The 16,137-nt window shown below is 53.7% G+C and carries 14 protein-coding genes; 8 read left to right on the top strand and 6 right to left on the bottom strand.

Going from position 1 to position 16,137, the window contains the following annotated elements; translation table 11 throughout:
• Positions 1 to 12 precede the first annotated feature (12 nt).
• The 3 genes from glnS (at position 13) to chiQ (ending at position 4,030) form a co-directional block, all read left to right on the top strand.
• Entirely contained in the window at positions 13 to 1,683 is a 1,671-nt protein-coding gene (gene glnS, locus ACT3RT_RS08660; protein ID WP_485901576.1) for a glutamine--tRNA ligase, read from the top strand.
• Between the two features lie 545 nt (positions 1,684 to 2,228).
• Positions 2,229 to 3,653, top strand: coding sequence for a chitoporin ChiP (gene chiP, locus ACT3RT_RS08655; protein WP_496202818.1), 1,425 nt, complete (start codon positions 2,229 to 2,231; stop codon positions 3,651 to 3,653).
• 38 nt (positions 3,654 to 3,691) lie between these two features.
• Positions 3,692 to 4,030, top strand: a complete 339-nt coding sequence (gene chiQ, locus ACT3RT_RS08650) for a ChiQ/YbfN family lipoprotein (protein ID WP_496202918.1) — start codon at positions 3,692 to 3,694, stop codon at positions 4,028 to 4,030.
• Between the two features lie 208 nt (positions 4,031 to 4,238).
• On the opposite strand, the gene fur is transcribed toward chiQ, so the two are convergent.
• Positions 4,239 to 4,694, bottom strand: coding sequence for a ferric iron uptake transcriptional regulator (gene fur / locus ACT3RT_RS08645; protein ID WP_034788397.1), 456 nt, complete (start codon positions 4,692 to 4,694; stop codon positions 4,239 to 4,241).
• 280 nt (positions 4,695 to 4,974) lie between these two features.
• Entirely contained in the window at positions 4,975 to 5,502 is a 528-nt protein-coding gene (fldA, locus tag ACT3RT_RS08640) for a flavodoxin FldA (RefSeq protein WP_034788400.1), read from the bottom strand.
• A 472-nt stretch (positions 5,503 to 5,974) separates the two neighbouring features.
• Between fldA and ACT3RT_RS08635 the strand changes: the two genes are divergently transcribed.
• Positions 5,975 to 7,639, top strand: a complete 1,665-nt coding sequence (locus ACT3RT_RS08635) for a methyl-accepting chemotaxis protein (protein ID WP_496202817.1) — start codon at positions 5,975 to 5,977, stop codon at positions 7,637 to 7,639.
• 66 nt (positions 7,640 to 7,705) lie between these two features.
• Here the strand turns inward: ACT3RT_RS08635 and ybfE are convergent, their stop codons facing one another.
• Both ybfE and ybfF read right to left on the bottom strand, forming a co-directional pair.
• Positions 7,706 to 7,987, bottom strand: coding sequence for a LexA regulated protein (ybfE, locus tag ACT3RT_RS08630; RefSeq protein WP_034788646.1), 282 nt, complete (start codon positions 7,985 to 7,987; stop codon positions 7,706 to 7,708).
• A 259-nt stretch (positions 7,988 to 8,246) separates the two neighbouring features.
• The gene (gene ybfF, locus ACT3RT_RS08625) at positions 8,247 to 9,029 is read right to left on the bottom strand and encodes an esterase (protein ID WP_353503923.1); all 783 of its coding nucleotides are present in this window, start codon (positions 9,027 to 9,029) and stop codon (positions 8,247 to 8,249) included.
• A 228-nt stretch (positions 9,030 to 9,257) separates the two neighbouring features.
• Between ybfF and seqA the strand changes: the two genes are divergently transcribed.
• The 4 genes from seqA (at position 9,258) to ACT3RT_RS08605 (ending at position 12,695) form a co-directional block, all read left to right on the top strand.
• On the top strand, positions 9,258 to 9,815 hold the full coding sequence (gene seqA / locus ACT3RT_RS08620) for a replication initiation negative regulator SeqA (RefSeq protein WP_353501350.1): 558 nt from the start codon (positions 9,258 to 9,260) through the stop codon (positions 9,813 to 9,815).
• Positions 9,816 to 9,839: 24 nt separating this feature from the next.
• Positions 9,840 to 11,483, top strand: a complete 1,644-nt coding sequence (gene pgm / locus ACT3RT_RS08615) for a phosphoglucomutase (alpha-D-glucose-1,6-bisphosphate-dependent) (RefSeq protein ID WP_353501351.1) — start codon at positions 9,840 to 9,842, stop codon at positions 11,481 to 11,483.
• A gap of 199 nt (positions 11,484 to 11,682) precedes the next feature.
• A complete protein-coding gene (locus ACT3RT_RS08610) occupies positions 11,683 to 12,384 on the top strand; it encodes a PadR family transcriptional regulator (protein WP_353501352.1) in 702 nt (233 codons plus the stop codon).
• Positions 12,384 to 12,695 carry a DUF3861 domain-containing protein gene (locus tag ACT3RT_RS08605; RefSeq protein WP_034788422.1) on the top strand — a complete coding sequence of 104 codons (312 nt, stop codon included), beginning with the start codon at positions 12,384 to 12,386 and terminating at the stop codon, positions 12,693 to 12,695. Before ACT3RT_RS08610 ends, ACT3RT_RS08605 begins: the two co-directional genes overlap by 1 nt.
• A gap of 6 nt (positions 12,696 to 12,701) precedes the next feature.
• Here ACT3RT_RS08605 and kdpE read toward each other — a convergent pair whose 3' ends face one another.
• Together kdpE and kdpD are read right to left on the bottom strand one after the other, a co-directional pair.
• Entirely contained in the window at positions 12,702 to 13,391 is a 690-nt protein-coding gene (gene kdpE / locus ACT3RT_RS08600; RefSeq protein ID WP_034788424.1) for a two-component system response regulator KdpE, read from the bottom strand.
• Entirely contained in the window at positions 13,388 to 16,081 is a 2,694-nt protein-coding gene (gene kdpD, locus ACT3RT_RS08595; protein ID WP_353501354.1) for a two-component system sensor histidine kinase KdpD, read from the bottom strand. The genes kdpE and kdpD overlap by 4 nt, the downstream gene beginning before the upstream one ends.
• Between the last annotated feature and the right edge of the window lie 56 nt (positions 16,082 to 16,137).

Genomic DNA, 16,137 nt, shown 5'->3' with positions numbered 1-16,137 from the left:
AGGAATTGCACAATGAGTGAGGCTGAAGCCCGCCCAACAAATTTTATCCGTCAGATTATTGATGAAGATCTGGCGTCCGGGAAACACAACACGGTTCACACCCGTTTCCCGCCTGAGCCTAATGGCTATTTGCATATCGGTCATGCCAAATCAATTTGCCTGAACTTCGGTATTGCTCAAGATTACCAGGGCCAATGCAACCTGCGCTTTGACGATACCAACCCAGCGAAAGAAGATATCGAGTTCGTTGAGTCCATTAAGCACGACGTTAAGTGGCTGGGCTTCGAGTGGAGCGGGGAGATTCAATACTCTTCTAACTACTTCGACCAACTGCACAACTACGCTGTAGAGCTTATCAACAAAGGCTTGGCCTACGTTGACGAACTCTCTCCAGAGCAGATCCGCGAATACCGTGGAACCCTGACTGCGCCGGGTAAAAACAGCCCTTACCGCGATCGTACGCCAGAAGAGAACCTCGCGCTGTTCGCGAAAATGCGCAACGGTGAGTTCGCTGAAGGTAAGGCGTGTCTGCGTGCCAAAATCGATATGGCTTCGCCATTTATCGTGATGCGTGACCCGGTGATTTACCGTATCAAGTTCGCGCATCATCACCAGACTGCTGACAAATGGTGCATCTACCCGATGTACGATTTCACCCACTGCATCTCCGATGCGCTGGAAGGGATCACGCATTCGCTGTGTACGCTGGAGTTCCAGGACAACCGCCGTCTGTACGACTGGGTGCTGGATAACATCACCATTCCTTGCCATCCGCGTCAGTATGAGTTCTCTCGCCTGAATCTCGAATACGCCATCATGTCTAAGCGTAAGCTGCAGCTGTTGGTGTCTGAGAAGATTGTAGAAGGCTGGGATGACCCTCGCATGCCAACGGTGTCAGGCCTGCGTCGCCGTGGCTACACTGCGGCTTCTATCCGTGAATTCTGCCGCCGCATCGGCGTCACCAAGCAAGATAACAACGTTGAAATGATGGCGCTGGAATCCTGTATCCGTGATGACCTGAATGAAAACGCGCCGCGCGCGATGGCGGTGATCAATCCGGTTAAAGTGGTGATTGAAAACTTCACCGGTGAAGATGTGCAGTTGGTGACCATGCCAAACCATCCGAACAAGCCAGAAATGGGCAGCCGCGAAGTGCCGTTTACTCGCGAGATCTACATCGATCAGGCTGACTTCCGCGAAGAAGCGAACAAGCAGTACAAGCGTCTGGTGCTGGGCAAAGAAGTGCGCTTGCGCAATGCTTACGTGATCAAAGCTGAGCGTATTGAGAAAGATGCAGAAGGTAATATCACCACCATCTTCTGTAGCTATGATGTTGATACACTGAGCAAGGATCCTGCCGATGGCCGCAAAGTGAAAGGCGTCATTCACTGGGTTTCTGCAACAGAAGGCAAACCGGCCGAGTTCCGCCTGTATGACCGCCTGTTCAACGTGCCAAACCCGGCGCAGGCTGAAGACTTCCTGACCACCATTAACCCTGAGTCACTGGTGATTGCGCAAGGTTTTGTCGAGCCAAGCCTCGGTGCTGCGCAGCCAGAAGTGAGCCTGCAGTTTGAACGTGAAGGTTACTTCTGTGCCGACAGCCGCTACTCCAGTGCAGAACATTTAGTGTTCAACCGTACTGTTGGCCTGCGTGATACGTGGGAAAGCAAACCGGCTGTTTAATCGCGCGAGTGATTAACCCTGTTAAAAACGCAGCCTTGGCTGCGTTTTTTTATGTCCAAAATTTCCCTTCAGTCACATTCATTCCCTTCTTTATTTTATTTATCCAAAACGCTAAGCATAAAAACGATCAAAATTTTATTTCTTAACACGAATTAATGCTTGCGGATAAATATGTGATCGCTGATGCATTTTCATGAATTATCACTGAAATATTACACTGTCAGAGTTTTGTTTTTATTTAATTATCTGATTTTAATGGGTTATTTTTAGCAATTAAATTAAATTCAACCTTTTCATCCTTTTGTAACACAAATACATATTTATGTGCACTTTGTCATGTTTCTGATATTTGTATTTAATTACTGATTGATAATTCGCGCCGCGAAAAATAGTCTAAACCTTGTTTACAGTGCTGGTTTCGCCATTAGCGACTGGCCTATTACCCGTTTGGGTTTGCGTTAACTTTCAAGTCAAAAAGAGGATTTCCCATGTTGAGTCAATTTAACAGGGGCAGGGCTGCGGCTGGCCTTAACCCGATAGCAAGAATGAAACCGATTTCTCTGGCGCTGGCTGGAACCTTGTTAGGCGGTGGTTTGATGAGTATACCGGACGCCCAAGCGGCAGGCTTTATTGACGATTCATCGCTAACCGGCGGCATCTATTACTGGCAGCGTGAACGTGACCGTAAAGATCTGAATAAAACCAAAGAAGAAACCCGTCCTGACGGCAGCAAAGTGACGGTAAACAACCCCGATTATAATAAATACTCCACCAACCTCTCTCACTCTACCGCTAACTTAAACCTCGATTTCTCATCAGGTTACGCTTGGGATATGTTCGGTATTGACCTCGCGGCGTTCACCGCGGTCGAGCTTGCCGAAGCCAGTGACAGCGGCCACCCGAACGAAATCGCGTTCTCCTCCAGCAACCACGCTTATGATGAAGACTACTCCGGCGACAAAGGCGGGGTCAGCCTATACAAAGCAGCGGGTAAATTCAAATATGGCGGTTTCTGGGGCCACGCGGGTTACATCCAGCCAACAGGCCAGACGCTGATCGCGCCGCACTGGAGCTTTATGCCGGGTACCTATCGCGGTGCCGAAGCGGGCTACAAACATGACTTTGGCGACCCGGGCGAACTGAGCTTCTCCTACATGTGGGCCGACGAGTACAAATCCCCGTGGCACCTTGAGATGGATGATTTCCGCCGTGCTGACCGCACTACTGGCGTCTCTTACATTCATTCACTGGGCGCCAAATACGACTTCAAAAATGACTTCGTGCTGGAAGCGGCTTTTGGTCAAGCCGAGAACTATGTTGACCAATATTTTGGTAAGGCTTCTTACAAACTTGAGCTGGCGGGCAACCCATTAACTACCAGCTACCAGTTCTACGGTTCGAAAGACAAGATTGGCGACAGCAACGATCCAAACAGTCTGTACGACGGCATGGCTTGGTTGCAGGCGCTGACCTTCGGCTACACCACCGGGCAATTTAACTGGCGCCTCGAAGGCACCATGGTTAAGGCGGATGGCAACCAAGGTTATTTCCTGCAACGCATGACCCCTACGTATTCTTCTTCTAACGGCCGTCTTGACGTGTGGTGGGACAACCGTTCCGACTTCAACGCCAACGGCGAGAAAGCTGTGTATGCGGGCGTGCTGTATGACTTAGCGAAATGGGATCTTCCGGGCTTCGCGGTGGGCGGTTCTTATGTCTACGCATGGGATGCAAAACCAAGCTCCAACCCGATTTATGACCAGAGCCAGCGTTTGAAAGAGAGTGCGTGGAGCCTCGACGCGCTGTACACCGTGCAGGGCGGCCGTGCCAAAGGCACCTTGTTCAAGCTTCACTATACCCAGTATGACAACCATTCCGACATCCCAAGCTGGGGCGGTGGCTACGGCAACATCTTCCAGGATGAGAAAGACGTGAAGTTCATTGTTATTGCGCCATTCACCATTTTCTAATATCGGACTCTGGGTAAAAAATAATGAAAATGAAATCGATTAAAAATGTGTTGTTGGTGGTGGCTTCTGTCACTTTGCTGGGCGCCTGTTCTGACCCGAGTGCCAGTAAGGCCGACCAGCTTCGTCACTCTTACACCAACTGTATCAATACCTCGAATGGCGAAGCCGATAAGCTAGCGACCTGCCAGACCATTCTGGAATCGCTGCAGAAAGAGAAAGCCCATGAGGCGTTTGCGAAGAAAGAAACCGTGCGGGTTATCGACTACCAGAAATGCCTGACGGCGCGTAAAACCGGCGATGGTCAAAGCTATGCCGAGGATTGCGGTAAAATCTGGCAGGAGATCAAAGCCAACAACTCGCCGAGCGCCATGAAGTAAGGTGAGTTGACGGGCGCAAGCGGCAGGGCAGTCAGCCTCGCCGCCAGCCACAATGAAGAACCCCGATTTCTGATGCAGAGATCGGGGTTTTTTAATGTCTGAAGCGAGAGGGGGAGGAAATTAGGCATAAAAAAAACCGCTTTTCAGCGGCTAATTTTAGTTCTGCTCCATCTCAGGCAGAACATAACGCATGACTACAGAACTGCAATTACAGTGCTGGTTTATCGTTATGCAGGCTGTCATCTTCACGGCAGTCACCCAGTTCGCAGTGGCCGTACAGATAGAGGCTGTGGTTAGTCAGTTTAATGCCATGTTTCTTCGCAATCTCACGCTGACGCGCTTCGATTGACTCATCGCGGAATTCAATAACGCGGCCGCAATCAAGGCAAATCAGGTGGTCATGGTGATGCTGTTGGGTCAGTTCGAAAACAGATTTGCCGCCTTCGAAGTTATGACGGGTAACGATACCTGCGTCATCAAATTGGTTCAGAACGCGGTAAACCGTCGCCAGACCAATCTCTTCACCCATATCAATTAATTGTTTGTACAAATCTTCCGCGCTGACGTGATGACCTTCCGGCGCTTGCAGCACTTCCAGGATCTTAAGTCGCGGAAGCGTGACTTTTAAGCCAGCTTTCTTCAGTGCGGTATTATTGTCAGTCATGCGGATTCAGTCCTGTTACTATGCTTGTCACGTTGAGGCATGAAGCCTGTGGTATCAGTTCATGGTGAATAGGGGGATCTGTTAACGAAGATCACGCTTTTCACGACTGTCGCGATCAGATCGCAACGGCTTGATCAATAGAATAAACCAAGATCTAAGTGTACCTTGATACCGCTGAAAGTTACAATTTTGTAGCGGTTAAATTGTTAATTTCAGTAATAGATTGGCCCTTTCGACGTGTAATCAACGACTCAGGGCCTTTCTTGCTATCAGCTAATGATCAGCCAATGATTTCAGCTAAACTTAATTCTTCGGTGATCTGTTTCACCCATGCATCCACGCGCTCATTGGTCAGTTCTGGTTGACGGTCTTCGTCAATCGCCAGACCGATGAAGTGAGTGTCATCCGCCATACCTTTTGAGGCTTCGTAGTGATAACCGGCTGTTGGCCAGTGTCCTACAATAACCGCGCCGCGTGGCTCGATGATGTCACGCACGGTGCCCATCGCATCACAGAAGTATTCGGCATAATCTTCCTGATCGCCACAGCCAAACAGGGCAACCAGCTTACCTTCGAAATCTATCTCTTCCAGCGATGGGAAAAAGTCGTCCCAGTCACACTGTGCTTCGCCGTAATACCAGGTTGGAATGCCGATCAGCAAAATATCGAATTTTTCCAAATCCTCTTTGCTGCTTTTCGCAATGTCATGTACCTCGGCAACATCTTTACCCAACTGCTTTTGGATCATTTTTGCGATGTTTTCGGTGTTACCTGTATCGGATCCAAAGAAGATTCCTACTACGGCCATAAGATTTCTAACCTCTTGTTCTCAATGAAAAGCCTGATCCTAACTATCCGTTGCGTCGGCCATTTGATTGGCGGAGTGGGGATAGCGGAAATATACCCTAGGCAATAATGCCGCAAATAATAACAAACTCATCACGCAGAGAACATGCCTCTACGCAGCTTGCAGTTAACTAACAAGTTTATCGAGCATTGCCGGCGAGCGTTATCGCCTTTGTGTGTTTTGTGTGGCTATTCGGCTCATACAAAGTGCGCACTCCCTAAGCAAAACTGAAAGAATTTCACGTTGCTCCTAAATTTTACCCACCCAGCGCCGATAGATGAAGCGAGAGGAAACTCGTCAGTACAAGCAATCGATGCCCGGAGAGGTGTTCACCATGTCCCGCGGCCTATGCCTTCCGGCGACCTGTCTTGATTCTCCGCATCCCCGTTAATACACATAAAAAGAAACAGAGCTGTTTCACGAGAGGCACATCGTGCAATTTTTGAAAAATATTACCATCAGGACCGCAATACTAGTCATTCTCGGTACATTTAGCGTCATGTGGGCGGGCGTGGCTATCTATACCGTAACTTCACTCAACTCTCTGACCAGAAATGCCGAGATTAACGTGGCATTAGTCAACGATCTCACCTTGATTCATAAAGGAAGCGATCAATATTTTAGAACCCAAACGCGTTTGACTCGTGCGATGTCAGCGTTACAAAACGACCCTAACCAGAAACCGGAGTTATTCGATGGCGCGAAACTGGCGCTGACCAATATGACTGACGCACTGGCTGCGTTTAAAAAATCCCCGCATCCGGGACTGGATGACGCCGTGGTGCAGCAGCTTATTACTGACTGGACAAATCTGGCGGAGCAGGGCGCTACGCCGCTGTTCAACGCCGCGAGCAGCAAGAACGCCGAGGCTTATAAGCAGATTTCTACCGTCAACGTTGTGCCGTACAGCGTCAAGTTCGGCGCCTCGGTTGAGAAAGCCAACGCATTGATTGCTGAAGCATTAAAGCGCACTGAAGCCCAATCAGCCTATTTGACGCAAATGAGCAAAATCATTCTGCTGGTGGCTTTCGTGCTGGGCATGGTGATTCTGTTTATCACCGATCGCTATCTGGTGTGGGGATTAGTTAAACCGCTGAATAAAATCCGTGACCAATTTGCGGTGATTGCGCGCGGCGACCTGACCCACAACCTGGAAGAGTTTGGTAAAAACTGCGCCGGGAAGCTGATTCCATTGCTCAACGTGATGCAAAACAGCCTGATCAACACCGTGCAAACCATTCGCAACTGCACCAATAGCATCTATCAGGGCGCTTCTGAAATTTCTGCCGGTAACAATGACCTCTCCTCGCGCACCGAGCAGCAGGCCTCGGCGCTGGAAGAGACGGCCGCCAGCATGGAGCAGCTGACCGCGACGGTGAAACACAACGCCGACAATGCTCATCACGCCAGCCAGCTGGTGGTGGAAGCCTCTGCCACGGCGCGCAAGGGCGGCACCATTGTCGCTGACGTGGTTAGCACCATGAAGGACATCTCCGGCAGCTCGAAAAAGATTGCTGAGATAACGGCGGTGATCAACAGCATTGCTTTCCAGACCAATATTTTGGCGCTGAATGCGGCGGTTGAGGCAGCGCGCGCGGGCGAGCAGGGGCGCGGTTTTGCCGTGGTTGCCAGCGAAGTGCGTAATCTAGCCCAGCGCAGCGCGCAGGCGGCGAAGGAGATTGAACAGCTGATCAGCGAGTCCGTCTCCCGCGTGGATAATGGTTCGAAATTGGTGGAGCAGGCGGGTAACACCATGGATGACGTGGTGCGCTCGATAACTCACGTCACCGACATCATGGCGGAAATTGCCTCGGCGTCGGATGAGCAGAGCAAAGGGATTAGCCAGGTGGCCGTGGCGGTGACGCAGATGGATAGCGTGACGCAGCAAAACGCCGCGCTGGTGGAAGAGGCGTCGCAGGCCGCGGTATCTCTGGAAGAGCAGGCGGCATTGCTGAACAACGCTGTGGCGACCTTCAAACTGCGCGACAGCGTGACGCGCGTGGGACAGCATCAGGTTGCATCTCAGCGCGCACCTTTACTGCGCCCGGACTTGGGGGCATCTGCCGCCAAAAGCAGTGAAAATTGGGAAACGTTTTAACTAAGGCTGGCGGGTTGCAAGCAACCTAAAATGAGCGGGTAGCCAGAACTGGCTGCCCGCTGAGGTTCAGCTTTCGTGATGATTCAGATGCGCCAATAGCATCTCTTCAATCAACTCACTACGACTGATATTGCGTTCTTCGGCAAGCTTGTTGAGCGTATCAACAGCTTCTGCATTAATTTTTAGCTCGACGCGTCGCAAACCGCTCGCTTTATCGCGACGAAGTTGATTGCGCTTATTAATCCTAAGCTGCTCATCTCGTGAAAGCGGATTTGTTTTCGGACGCCCCGGACGGCGATCATCTGCGAACAGATCAAGCGTCGTGCGATCCAGTTGTTCTTTTGCCATAGGTAGCGGTAAAACCAGGAAAGTTACATCGGAAAACGGCACGCCGTTTCTGACGATTGCCTTACATATTTCGGGCTAATCACCCAACCCAACTTCGAGACGCCCCGCACAACTTATACCCAGTTTGGGGCGGCAAAATTTTAGCGCGCAATCATACCCTAGCCGCGCCGCGATTCACAACGGTTAAAAGCCCAAATTTATAGCTAAATGATTAAGTTATGCAGGCTTTTTGCACAATTTATCCCCAGCTTATTAAACATCAAGCCTCATCGATGAAACGGTGTACAGCACGAAGCACCGCGTCAGGTTTTTCTGCATGAACCCAATGGCCGGTTCCGGCGACCACGTGGGCGCGCGCCTGAGGGAATTGGCTGGCAATGGCGTCGCGGTACTTATCTTGCACATAAGGCGACAGGCCGCCACGAATAAAGAGCGCAGGGTGGTTCCACGCGGGAATGTTTTCCCAGCCGATGATTTTCGCGTACTCGGCCATCAGCACAGGCACGTTGAAACGCCACTCGCCCTGCTGGAAGGATTTCAGCAAAAACTGAATCACGCCTTCTTCTTCTATATATTGACGCATGCACTCGGCAGCGGACTGGCGGTCGCCAGCCTTGGTGTCGCTCACGGCGTTAACCGCGGCAAAAATTTCGTCGTGGCGGCGAGTGTCATAATCCACCGGCGCGATATCAATCGCCACCAGCTTTTCAATCCGCTCGGGGGCCAGCGCGGTCATCGCCATGGCGGCTTTGCCACCCATCGAGTGGCCAATCACTAAGGCTTTTTCGAAGCCGACGTCATCCATGGTATCCAATAAGTCCTGCGCCATGGCGGCATAAGACATGTCATCCGAACGCCCCGACTGGCCATGGTTACGCATATCTACCTGCAGCACCTGATGCTGCTGTTTCAAGTCGCGCGCCAATACCCCGAGATTATCCAGCGTGCCAAACAGGCCGTGGATCAGCAAAACGGGCAGGGTTTGATTCTCGGGCTGGGCAGATTCTTGCAGACGATAATGTAATTTCATGGTGAAGTTCATGCAGATAAACAATCTCATTAGGTTATCATGAGTTGCTGAAAATTTTTAAACCGGAAAGTTTTAGCCAGATACCTGATTGGGATTTCGCGCTGCGAAGCCGTTTGCAGCAGGCGTGAGCAGAAAGCGGGGATAAATCTGCTTTTTGTGTTGCGGCCTGTTCGTTAACGCGCAGAAGTTTGTATAATCCTTTTCGAACGAATTAAGTAGAAAAAACAGTACTGGAAAAAGATGAAAACTATTGAGGTTGACGAAGAACTCTACCGTTATATTGCCAGCCATACGCAGCATATCGGTGAAAGTGCGTCGGATATTTTGCGCCGTATGCTGAAGTTTTCTGCCGGGCAGGAAGCGAAAACCCCTCCTGCCAATGCGGGCGCGCAGGTTGCTGCCGCCACTGCCGCAGAGAAAACGCCTGTCGTTGCTGCTAACACCGCGCGTGATAAAGTCCGCGCCGTGCGCGAACTGCTGCTTTCTGATGACTATGCAGAACAGACCAAGGCAGTGAACCGTTTCATGCTGATCCTGACTACATTGTACTGTCTGAATCCTAAAGAATTTGCTGCGGCGACGGACTCTCTGCACGGCCGTACGCGCACCTATTTCGCCGGCGACCAGCAGACATTGCTGCAAAACGGTAACCATACTAAGCCTAAACACGTTCCTGGAACGCCGTATTGGGTTATCACGAATACCAACACAGATCGCAAACGCAGCATGATTGAACACATCATGCAGTTGATGCAGTTCCCACAAGAACTGACCGACAAAGTCTGCGGTACCCTCTAATTTCAGCGTAAGGGAGATGCACACGTGGCTAAAAACCCTCGTGCAGGACAACCTGCTCAGCAAAGCGATTTAATCAATGTGGCGCAGTTGACGTCACAATATTACGTTCTGCAACCGGACCCGACGAACACTGCCCACGCGGTGAAGTTTGGGACTTCCGGCCATCGCGGTAGCGCGTTGCGTCATAGCTTCAACGAAAACCACATTCTGGCGATTGCTCAGGCAATTGCTGAAGTGCGCAAAGAGCAGGGCACCACGGGTCCTTGCTACGTGGGCAAAGATACCCATGCGCTGTCCGAACCGGCCTTTATTTCCGTGCTGGAAGTGCTGACGGCCAACGGCGTTGACGTGATTGTGCAGGAAGATAATGGCTACACGCCGACGCCTGCGGTTTCTCACGCTATCCTAACGCACAACCGCAAAGGCGGCATTTTGGCTGATGGCATCGTCATCACCCCATCGCACAACCCGCCAGAAGACGGTGGCATCAAGTACAACCCAACCAACGGCGGCCCGGCTGATACTGACCTGACGTCAGTGATCGAAAAACGTGCCAATGCGCTGCTGGCGGCCAAGCTGGCCGGCGTTCAGCGTCAGTCTCTCGACGCGGCGTGGAAAAGCGGCCATCTGCAAGCCGTAGACTTGGTTCAGCCTTATGTGGAAAGCCTTGGCGAAATCGTCGACATGAAGGCGATTCAAAAAGCGGGCTTGAAGCTGGGCGTTGACCCACTCGGCGGTTCCGGTATCGAATACTGGAAGCGTATTGCTAAGCATTACGAATTAGATTTGACGCTGGTGAACGACTCAGTCGATCAGACTTTCCGCTTTATGCATCTCGACCACGACGGCGTGATCCGCATGGACTGCTCGTCTGAATCCGCGATGGCGGGCCTGCTGGCGCTGCGCGACAAGTTCGATTTGGCCTTCGCCAATGACCCGGATTACGACCGCCACGGCATCGTCACCCCGGCCGGTTTGATGAACCCGAACCACTATCTGGCGGTGGCGATTCAATACCTGTTCCAGCACCGTCCGCAGTGGGGCAAAGAGGTCGCCGTCGGCAAAACGCTGGTCTCCAGCGCGATGATTGACCGCGTGGTCGAAGATCTGGGCCGCAAGCTGGTGGAAGTGCCAGTGGGCTTCAAATGGTTCGTAGACGGCCTGTTTGACGGCAGCTTCGGCTTCGGCGGCGAAGAGAGCGCCGGGGCGTCCTTCTTGCGTTTCGACGGCACGCCTTGGTCCACCGACAAAGACGGCATCATCATGTGCCTGCTGGCGGCTGAGATCACCGCCGTCACCGGCAAGAATCCGCAAGAGCACTACAATGCGCTGGCGGCTCGCTTTGGTGCGCCAAGCTACAACCGTATTCAGGCGCCTGCGACACACGCGCAGAAAGCCGCGCTGTCCAAGCTTTCTCCTGAGCAGGTGAAAGCTGACACGCTGGCCGGTGACCCAATCACCGCCCGCCTGACCAACGCGCCGGGCAACGGGGCTTCCATCGGCGGTCTGAAAGTGATGACCAAAAATGGCTGGTTCGCCGCGCGTCCGTCCGGTACTGAAGAAGCTTACAAAATCTATTGTGAAAGCTTCCTGGGTGCCGAGCATCGCGAAAAAATCGAAAAAGAAGCCGTGGATATCGTCAGCAAAGTGCTCGCCGACGCCAAGTAATCCCGACCTCTGCTCCAAAACAAAGCGCTGAATCTTCAGCGCTTTTTTGCTTTCTGCACCTTCTGAAATTCCCCTCGTCATAAAAAAGATATATCGAAATTGCATTTTCGACTTGCTGACGGCTGAAATTCGATCTAGTTTAGATATATCGAAAACACTTCGATATATCTAAATAACCCTATTTTTAAGGATTGAATCTATGTTTAGCAAACTGTTCGAAGGCCGCCATCGCGGCCACGGATGCCGCGAAGAGGGGCACCACCGTCACGGTCATCGCGATATGCGTCGCGGCGGGCGTCATCATTTTGGCGATCGCGATGAGCGCGGCGAAGGCCGTCGCGGTGGTCGTGGGGAAGGCCGCCACGGCGAGCGCGTACAGCGCCTGTTTGAGCACGGCGACCTGCGCCGCGTGCTGCTGGCGCTGGTGGCGAAAAAACCAAGCCACGGCTATGAGCTTATCAAAGCGATTGAAGAAGCCTCGTCTGGCCTCTACGTGCCAAGCCCTGGAGTGATTTACCCGACGCTGACCCTGCTGGAAGAGCAAGACTTTCTGGAAGCCGTCGCTACCGGCAATGGCCGCAAAAGCTACCAAATTACCGAAGCCGGTAAAGTCGAGTTGGCGCAGCATCAGGAAGTGGTCGACATCATCTTCGCCCGTCTGGCCGGGGCAACGCGTCCGCGCGGTGGCAACTTGGCGGAAGGCATTTCCGACGCCATGCATCGCCTGAAACGCGTGCTGCGCGGCAACATGATGCGCGGCGACTTGAGCGCCGAGCAGGTGGCCCGCGTTAATGCCACGCTGGTCAAAGCGGTAGAAAGTATTGAAGCCGAATTCGCCGCCATCGACGCCGAGCTGGCCGCTGCGTCTTCTAAAAATACTCATTCTGAGGAGAAAAAATAATGCCGGGTTACCGTTATCGCATCACCGTTGAACCATTAACTGACAAGCGCGGCGAGCCGCTGGAAGCCGAAACGCTGGTGTTTGAAGCTGAGAACCACGATGAGATTTTGGGCATTGTGAAGCGTTTGCAGGCGCGAGAAGATTTGGGCTTTGGCGAAGAGAAAACGGCGGCTTTTGCCGTGGGCTTGAAGCTGTTCTCAGAAACCATGATGGAGAACCGCAAGCATCCGCTGTTCGACCCTCTGCGCACCGCCTTTAAAGATTTTATGATGCTGCTGAAAACCGGCAAAGTGCGCGAGCGGGAAGAGTAAAGCAGGTTAGGGCAGGAATCGGTAGCCGACGCCCGTTTCAGTCAACAGATGGCGTGGACGGGTGGCATCGACTTCCAGCTTCTGCCGCAAATGGCCCATATAGATGCGCAGATAGTGGCTGTGCTCGACATAGTTTGGCCCCCAGACGTGGCTCAGTAATTGCCGCTGGGTGATCACTTTTCCGCTGTTAGCCAGCAGCTCCGCCAGCAGGCGAAACTCAATCGGCGTCAGGTGTAAATCTTCGCCATTACGCTGCACGCGCCGATTGACCAAATCCACGCTGACATCAGAGAAACTCACCAACGGGCTTTCCTGATGGCTTCCGGCATGGCGTCGCAACGCCACGCGCACGCGCGCCAACAGCTCGCCAACGCCAAACGGCTTGGTCAGGAAGTCATCGGCACCCGCGTCCAGCGCGGCAATTTTATCTTCTTCACTGGTTCTGGCTGAAAGCACAATCACCGGGATACTGCTCCAATGGCGCAAATCGCGGATATAATCCAGCCCGTCGCCATCCGGCAAACCGAGATCAAGAATAATCAGGTCAGGCTTGCGCGTACCGGCCTCAATCAGCCCGCGTTGCAGCGTATCGCTCTCGAAAACGCGCAAACCTTCCCCCTCCAGCGCGGTTCGAACAAAGCGCCGGATCTCTTTCTCATCTTCAACAATCAAAATATTAATGGGAGATGAAGTCACATTTCCTCAATTATGTCAGTGTCCATTTCTGGCAGTGATTCCAAAGGTAAGCGGAAGCGGAAGCGTGCGCCGCCGTTAGGGCCATTTTCCGCCCAGATCTCGCCGTCGTGTACCTCAATAATGGCACGACAAATGGCTAATCCCAAGCCCACGCCGGGGATTGCTGACTCTTTATTACCGCGAGAGAATTTGTCGAAGATGGCGCGCTCGCCGCCGGACATAATTCCCGGCCCGTTATCCCACACTTCCATCTCCAGCCACTCCTGCTGCGGCGTGGCGCGAATGCCAATGGTTGCCCCCGAACCGGCGTATTTATGAGCATTTTCCAGCAGGTTGATAAACACTCGCTCAATCAGGCTGCCGTCGCAATTGACCAGCAATAGCTCTTCCGGCAGCTCGATTTTGATTTCGTGGCTGCTGAGCACGGTTTCCAACATGCGCAGCGCGCTGCCGATGATCTCTTCCACCGACTGCCACTCTTTGCGCAGGTTAAAGCCGCCGGACTGAATGCGCGCCATATCCAGCAAATTGTTCACCAGCCGGGTGGTGCTGAGGACTTGTTGGCGAATCTGATTAGCCTGCGGCGCGTGTTTCGAGCCTTCTGACGCTAAATCTAACGTCAGGATTTCTGCCTGACCGAACAGCACGGTGAGCGGCGTGCGCAGGTCGTGGGAGAGGGCGGAGAGCAGCGAGTTGCGCAGCTGTTCGCGCTCGGCGTCCAGCCGGGCACTTTCGGCGCTGGCGGCTAAATCTAAACGCTCGAGGGCATTGGCGACCAGCACGGTGAAGGTTTGCAGCAGTCGCTGCTGCTCCGGCACCATCAGTTGTCGGGCGTTGGTCGGCTCAACCGCCAGCAGGCCGCGCGACTGGCCTGAGGCCACCAGAGGCAGCAGTTGGTAAGGCACGCCCGCCAGCGTGTCGGTGCCTGCTCCGGCGGGCATCTGCTTGTCAAAACTCCAGCGCGCAATGGCGTCATCCACCACGATGCTGGCGCCTTCATCGCTGGCCGCCGGAGCCAGACCGCCATTTTCCTGCGGCAGTAAAACCGCGGTTTTGGCGTGCAGGCTGGAAGAGATAAAGTGGCGGCTGGTTTGGGCAATGGCGTCTGGCGTCAGTGCCTGACTTAAACCTTTCGACATTTCATACAGATGCTGAGCGCGCTGTTCGCGGTGACGGGCAATGCGCGCCTGATAGCGCACCCCGGCGGTGAGATTGCCAATCAGAATGCCGACAATCAGCATCACCGCGAAGGTCACCAGATACTGCGCGTCGGTGACCGCCAGCGAACCTCGGGGTTGGACGAAGAACAGGTCGAAGCTGGCGACGTTAATCACCGCGGCCAGCGCCGACGGCCAGCGGCCATAAAATAGCGCGACGATCACCACGCCGAGCAGGTAAACCATCACCAGGTTGGCCTGATCGAAGGCCGGGATCAGCCATTGTGAGAATAGGGTGATCAGCGTACAGAGCGCCACGGCCACGGCGCAGCCCTGAAGCTGGCGGCGGAATTTCTCGGCGAAGGTGCGGGCGTCGTGCTCTTTGCGGCTCGGGATCGCCGGAGCATCTTCCAGCCCGATGATCATCAAATCTAAATCTGGCCCGATGCGCGCCAGGCGGTCGGCGAAGCTGCCGCCAAGCTTCCAGCGCTGCTCTTTGCGCCGCCCCATCAGCACTTTGCCCAGGCGGTGCTCGCGGGCATAGCGCAGAATGGCTTTCTCTTCCTGCGGGTCGGAGAGGGTGGCGGTTTCGGCGCCCAGCTCCTGCGCAAGTTTTAACGAGCGCAAAATCGCCCGCCGCTGGCCTTCTGGCAGACGATGCAGGCGCGGGGTTTCGACATACACCGCGTGCCAGATGCAGCCCAGCCGCGCCGCCAGCCGCGAGGCGACGCGCACTAATTTCTCATTGCCGCCGCCGTGACCGATGCACAGCAGCAGGGCGTCGCGAGTGTGCCAGACGCGGTGGACGCCCTGGTCATCGCGGTATTCGCGCATCTGGTCATCAACCCGGTCGGCGGTGCGGCGCAGGGCTAATTCGCGCAGCGCAATCAGATTGCCTTTGCGGAAGAAATGCTCGATGGCGCGCTCGGCCTGGCCGGGAATATAGACTTTGCCCTCTTTCAGACGCTGGCGCAGCGAGTCCGGCGGCAGGTCCACCAGCACCACTTCGGTGGCGTCATCAAATAGCCGGTCAGGGACGGTTTCACGAATAATAATCCCCGTCACGCCGCTGACCACGTCGTTCAAACTCTCCAGATGCTGCACGTTGACGGTGGTAAACACGTCGATTCCGGCATCTAAAAGCTCATCAATATCTTGCCAGCGCTTCGGGTGGCGGGAGCCGGTGGCGTTGCTGTGCGCCAGTTCATCCATCAGGATCAGGGCAGGGTGGCGGGCGAGGGCGGCGTCGAGATCAAACTCCTGCACCAGACGACCACGGTGCTGAATGCGTTTTGGCGGCAGCAGGCTCAGGCCGGGCAGCAGGGCCTCAGTCTCTTTACGCCCGTGGGTTTCCACCACGCCGACCAAAACATCGAGGCCCGTGGCGCGTAAACGCTGGGCCTCTTGTAACATGGCAAAGGTTTTTCCAACGCCCGCACAGGCACCGAAAAAGACTTTTAATTGACCGCGCGGCTTCTCATTAGCGAGCGCCAGAAGACTATCGGGGTCGGGGCGTTGTGATTCTTCCACCATGTGTTTTCCCATCATAATTTAGAAAGCCGAACGGGCGCAGCATGTTGCATTTTCCG

The organism is Ewingella sp. AOP9-I1-14 (assembly GCF_052375995.1).
Taxonomy (GTDB): Bacteria; Pseudomonadota; Gammaproteobacteria; order Enterobacterales; family Enterobacteriaceae; genus Ewingella; species Ewingella allii.
This window is presented reverse-complemented; position numbering and strand designations above follow the sequence as displayed.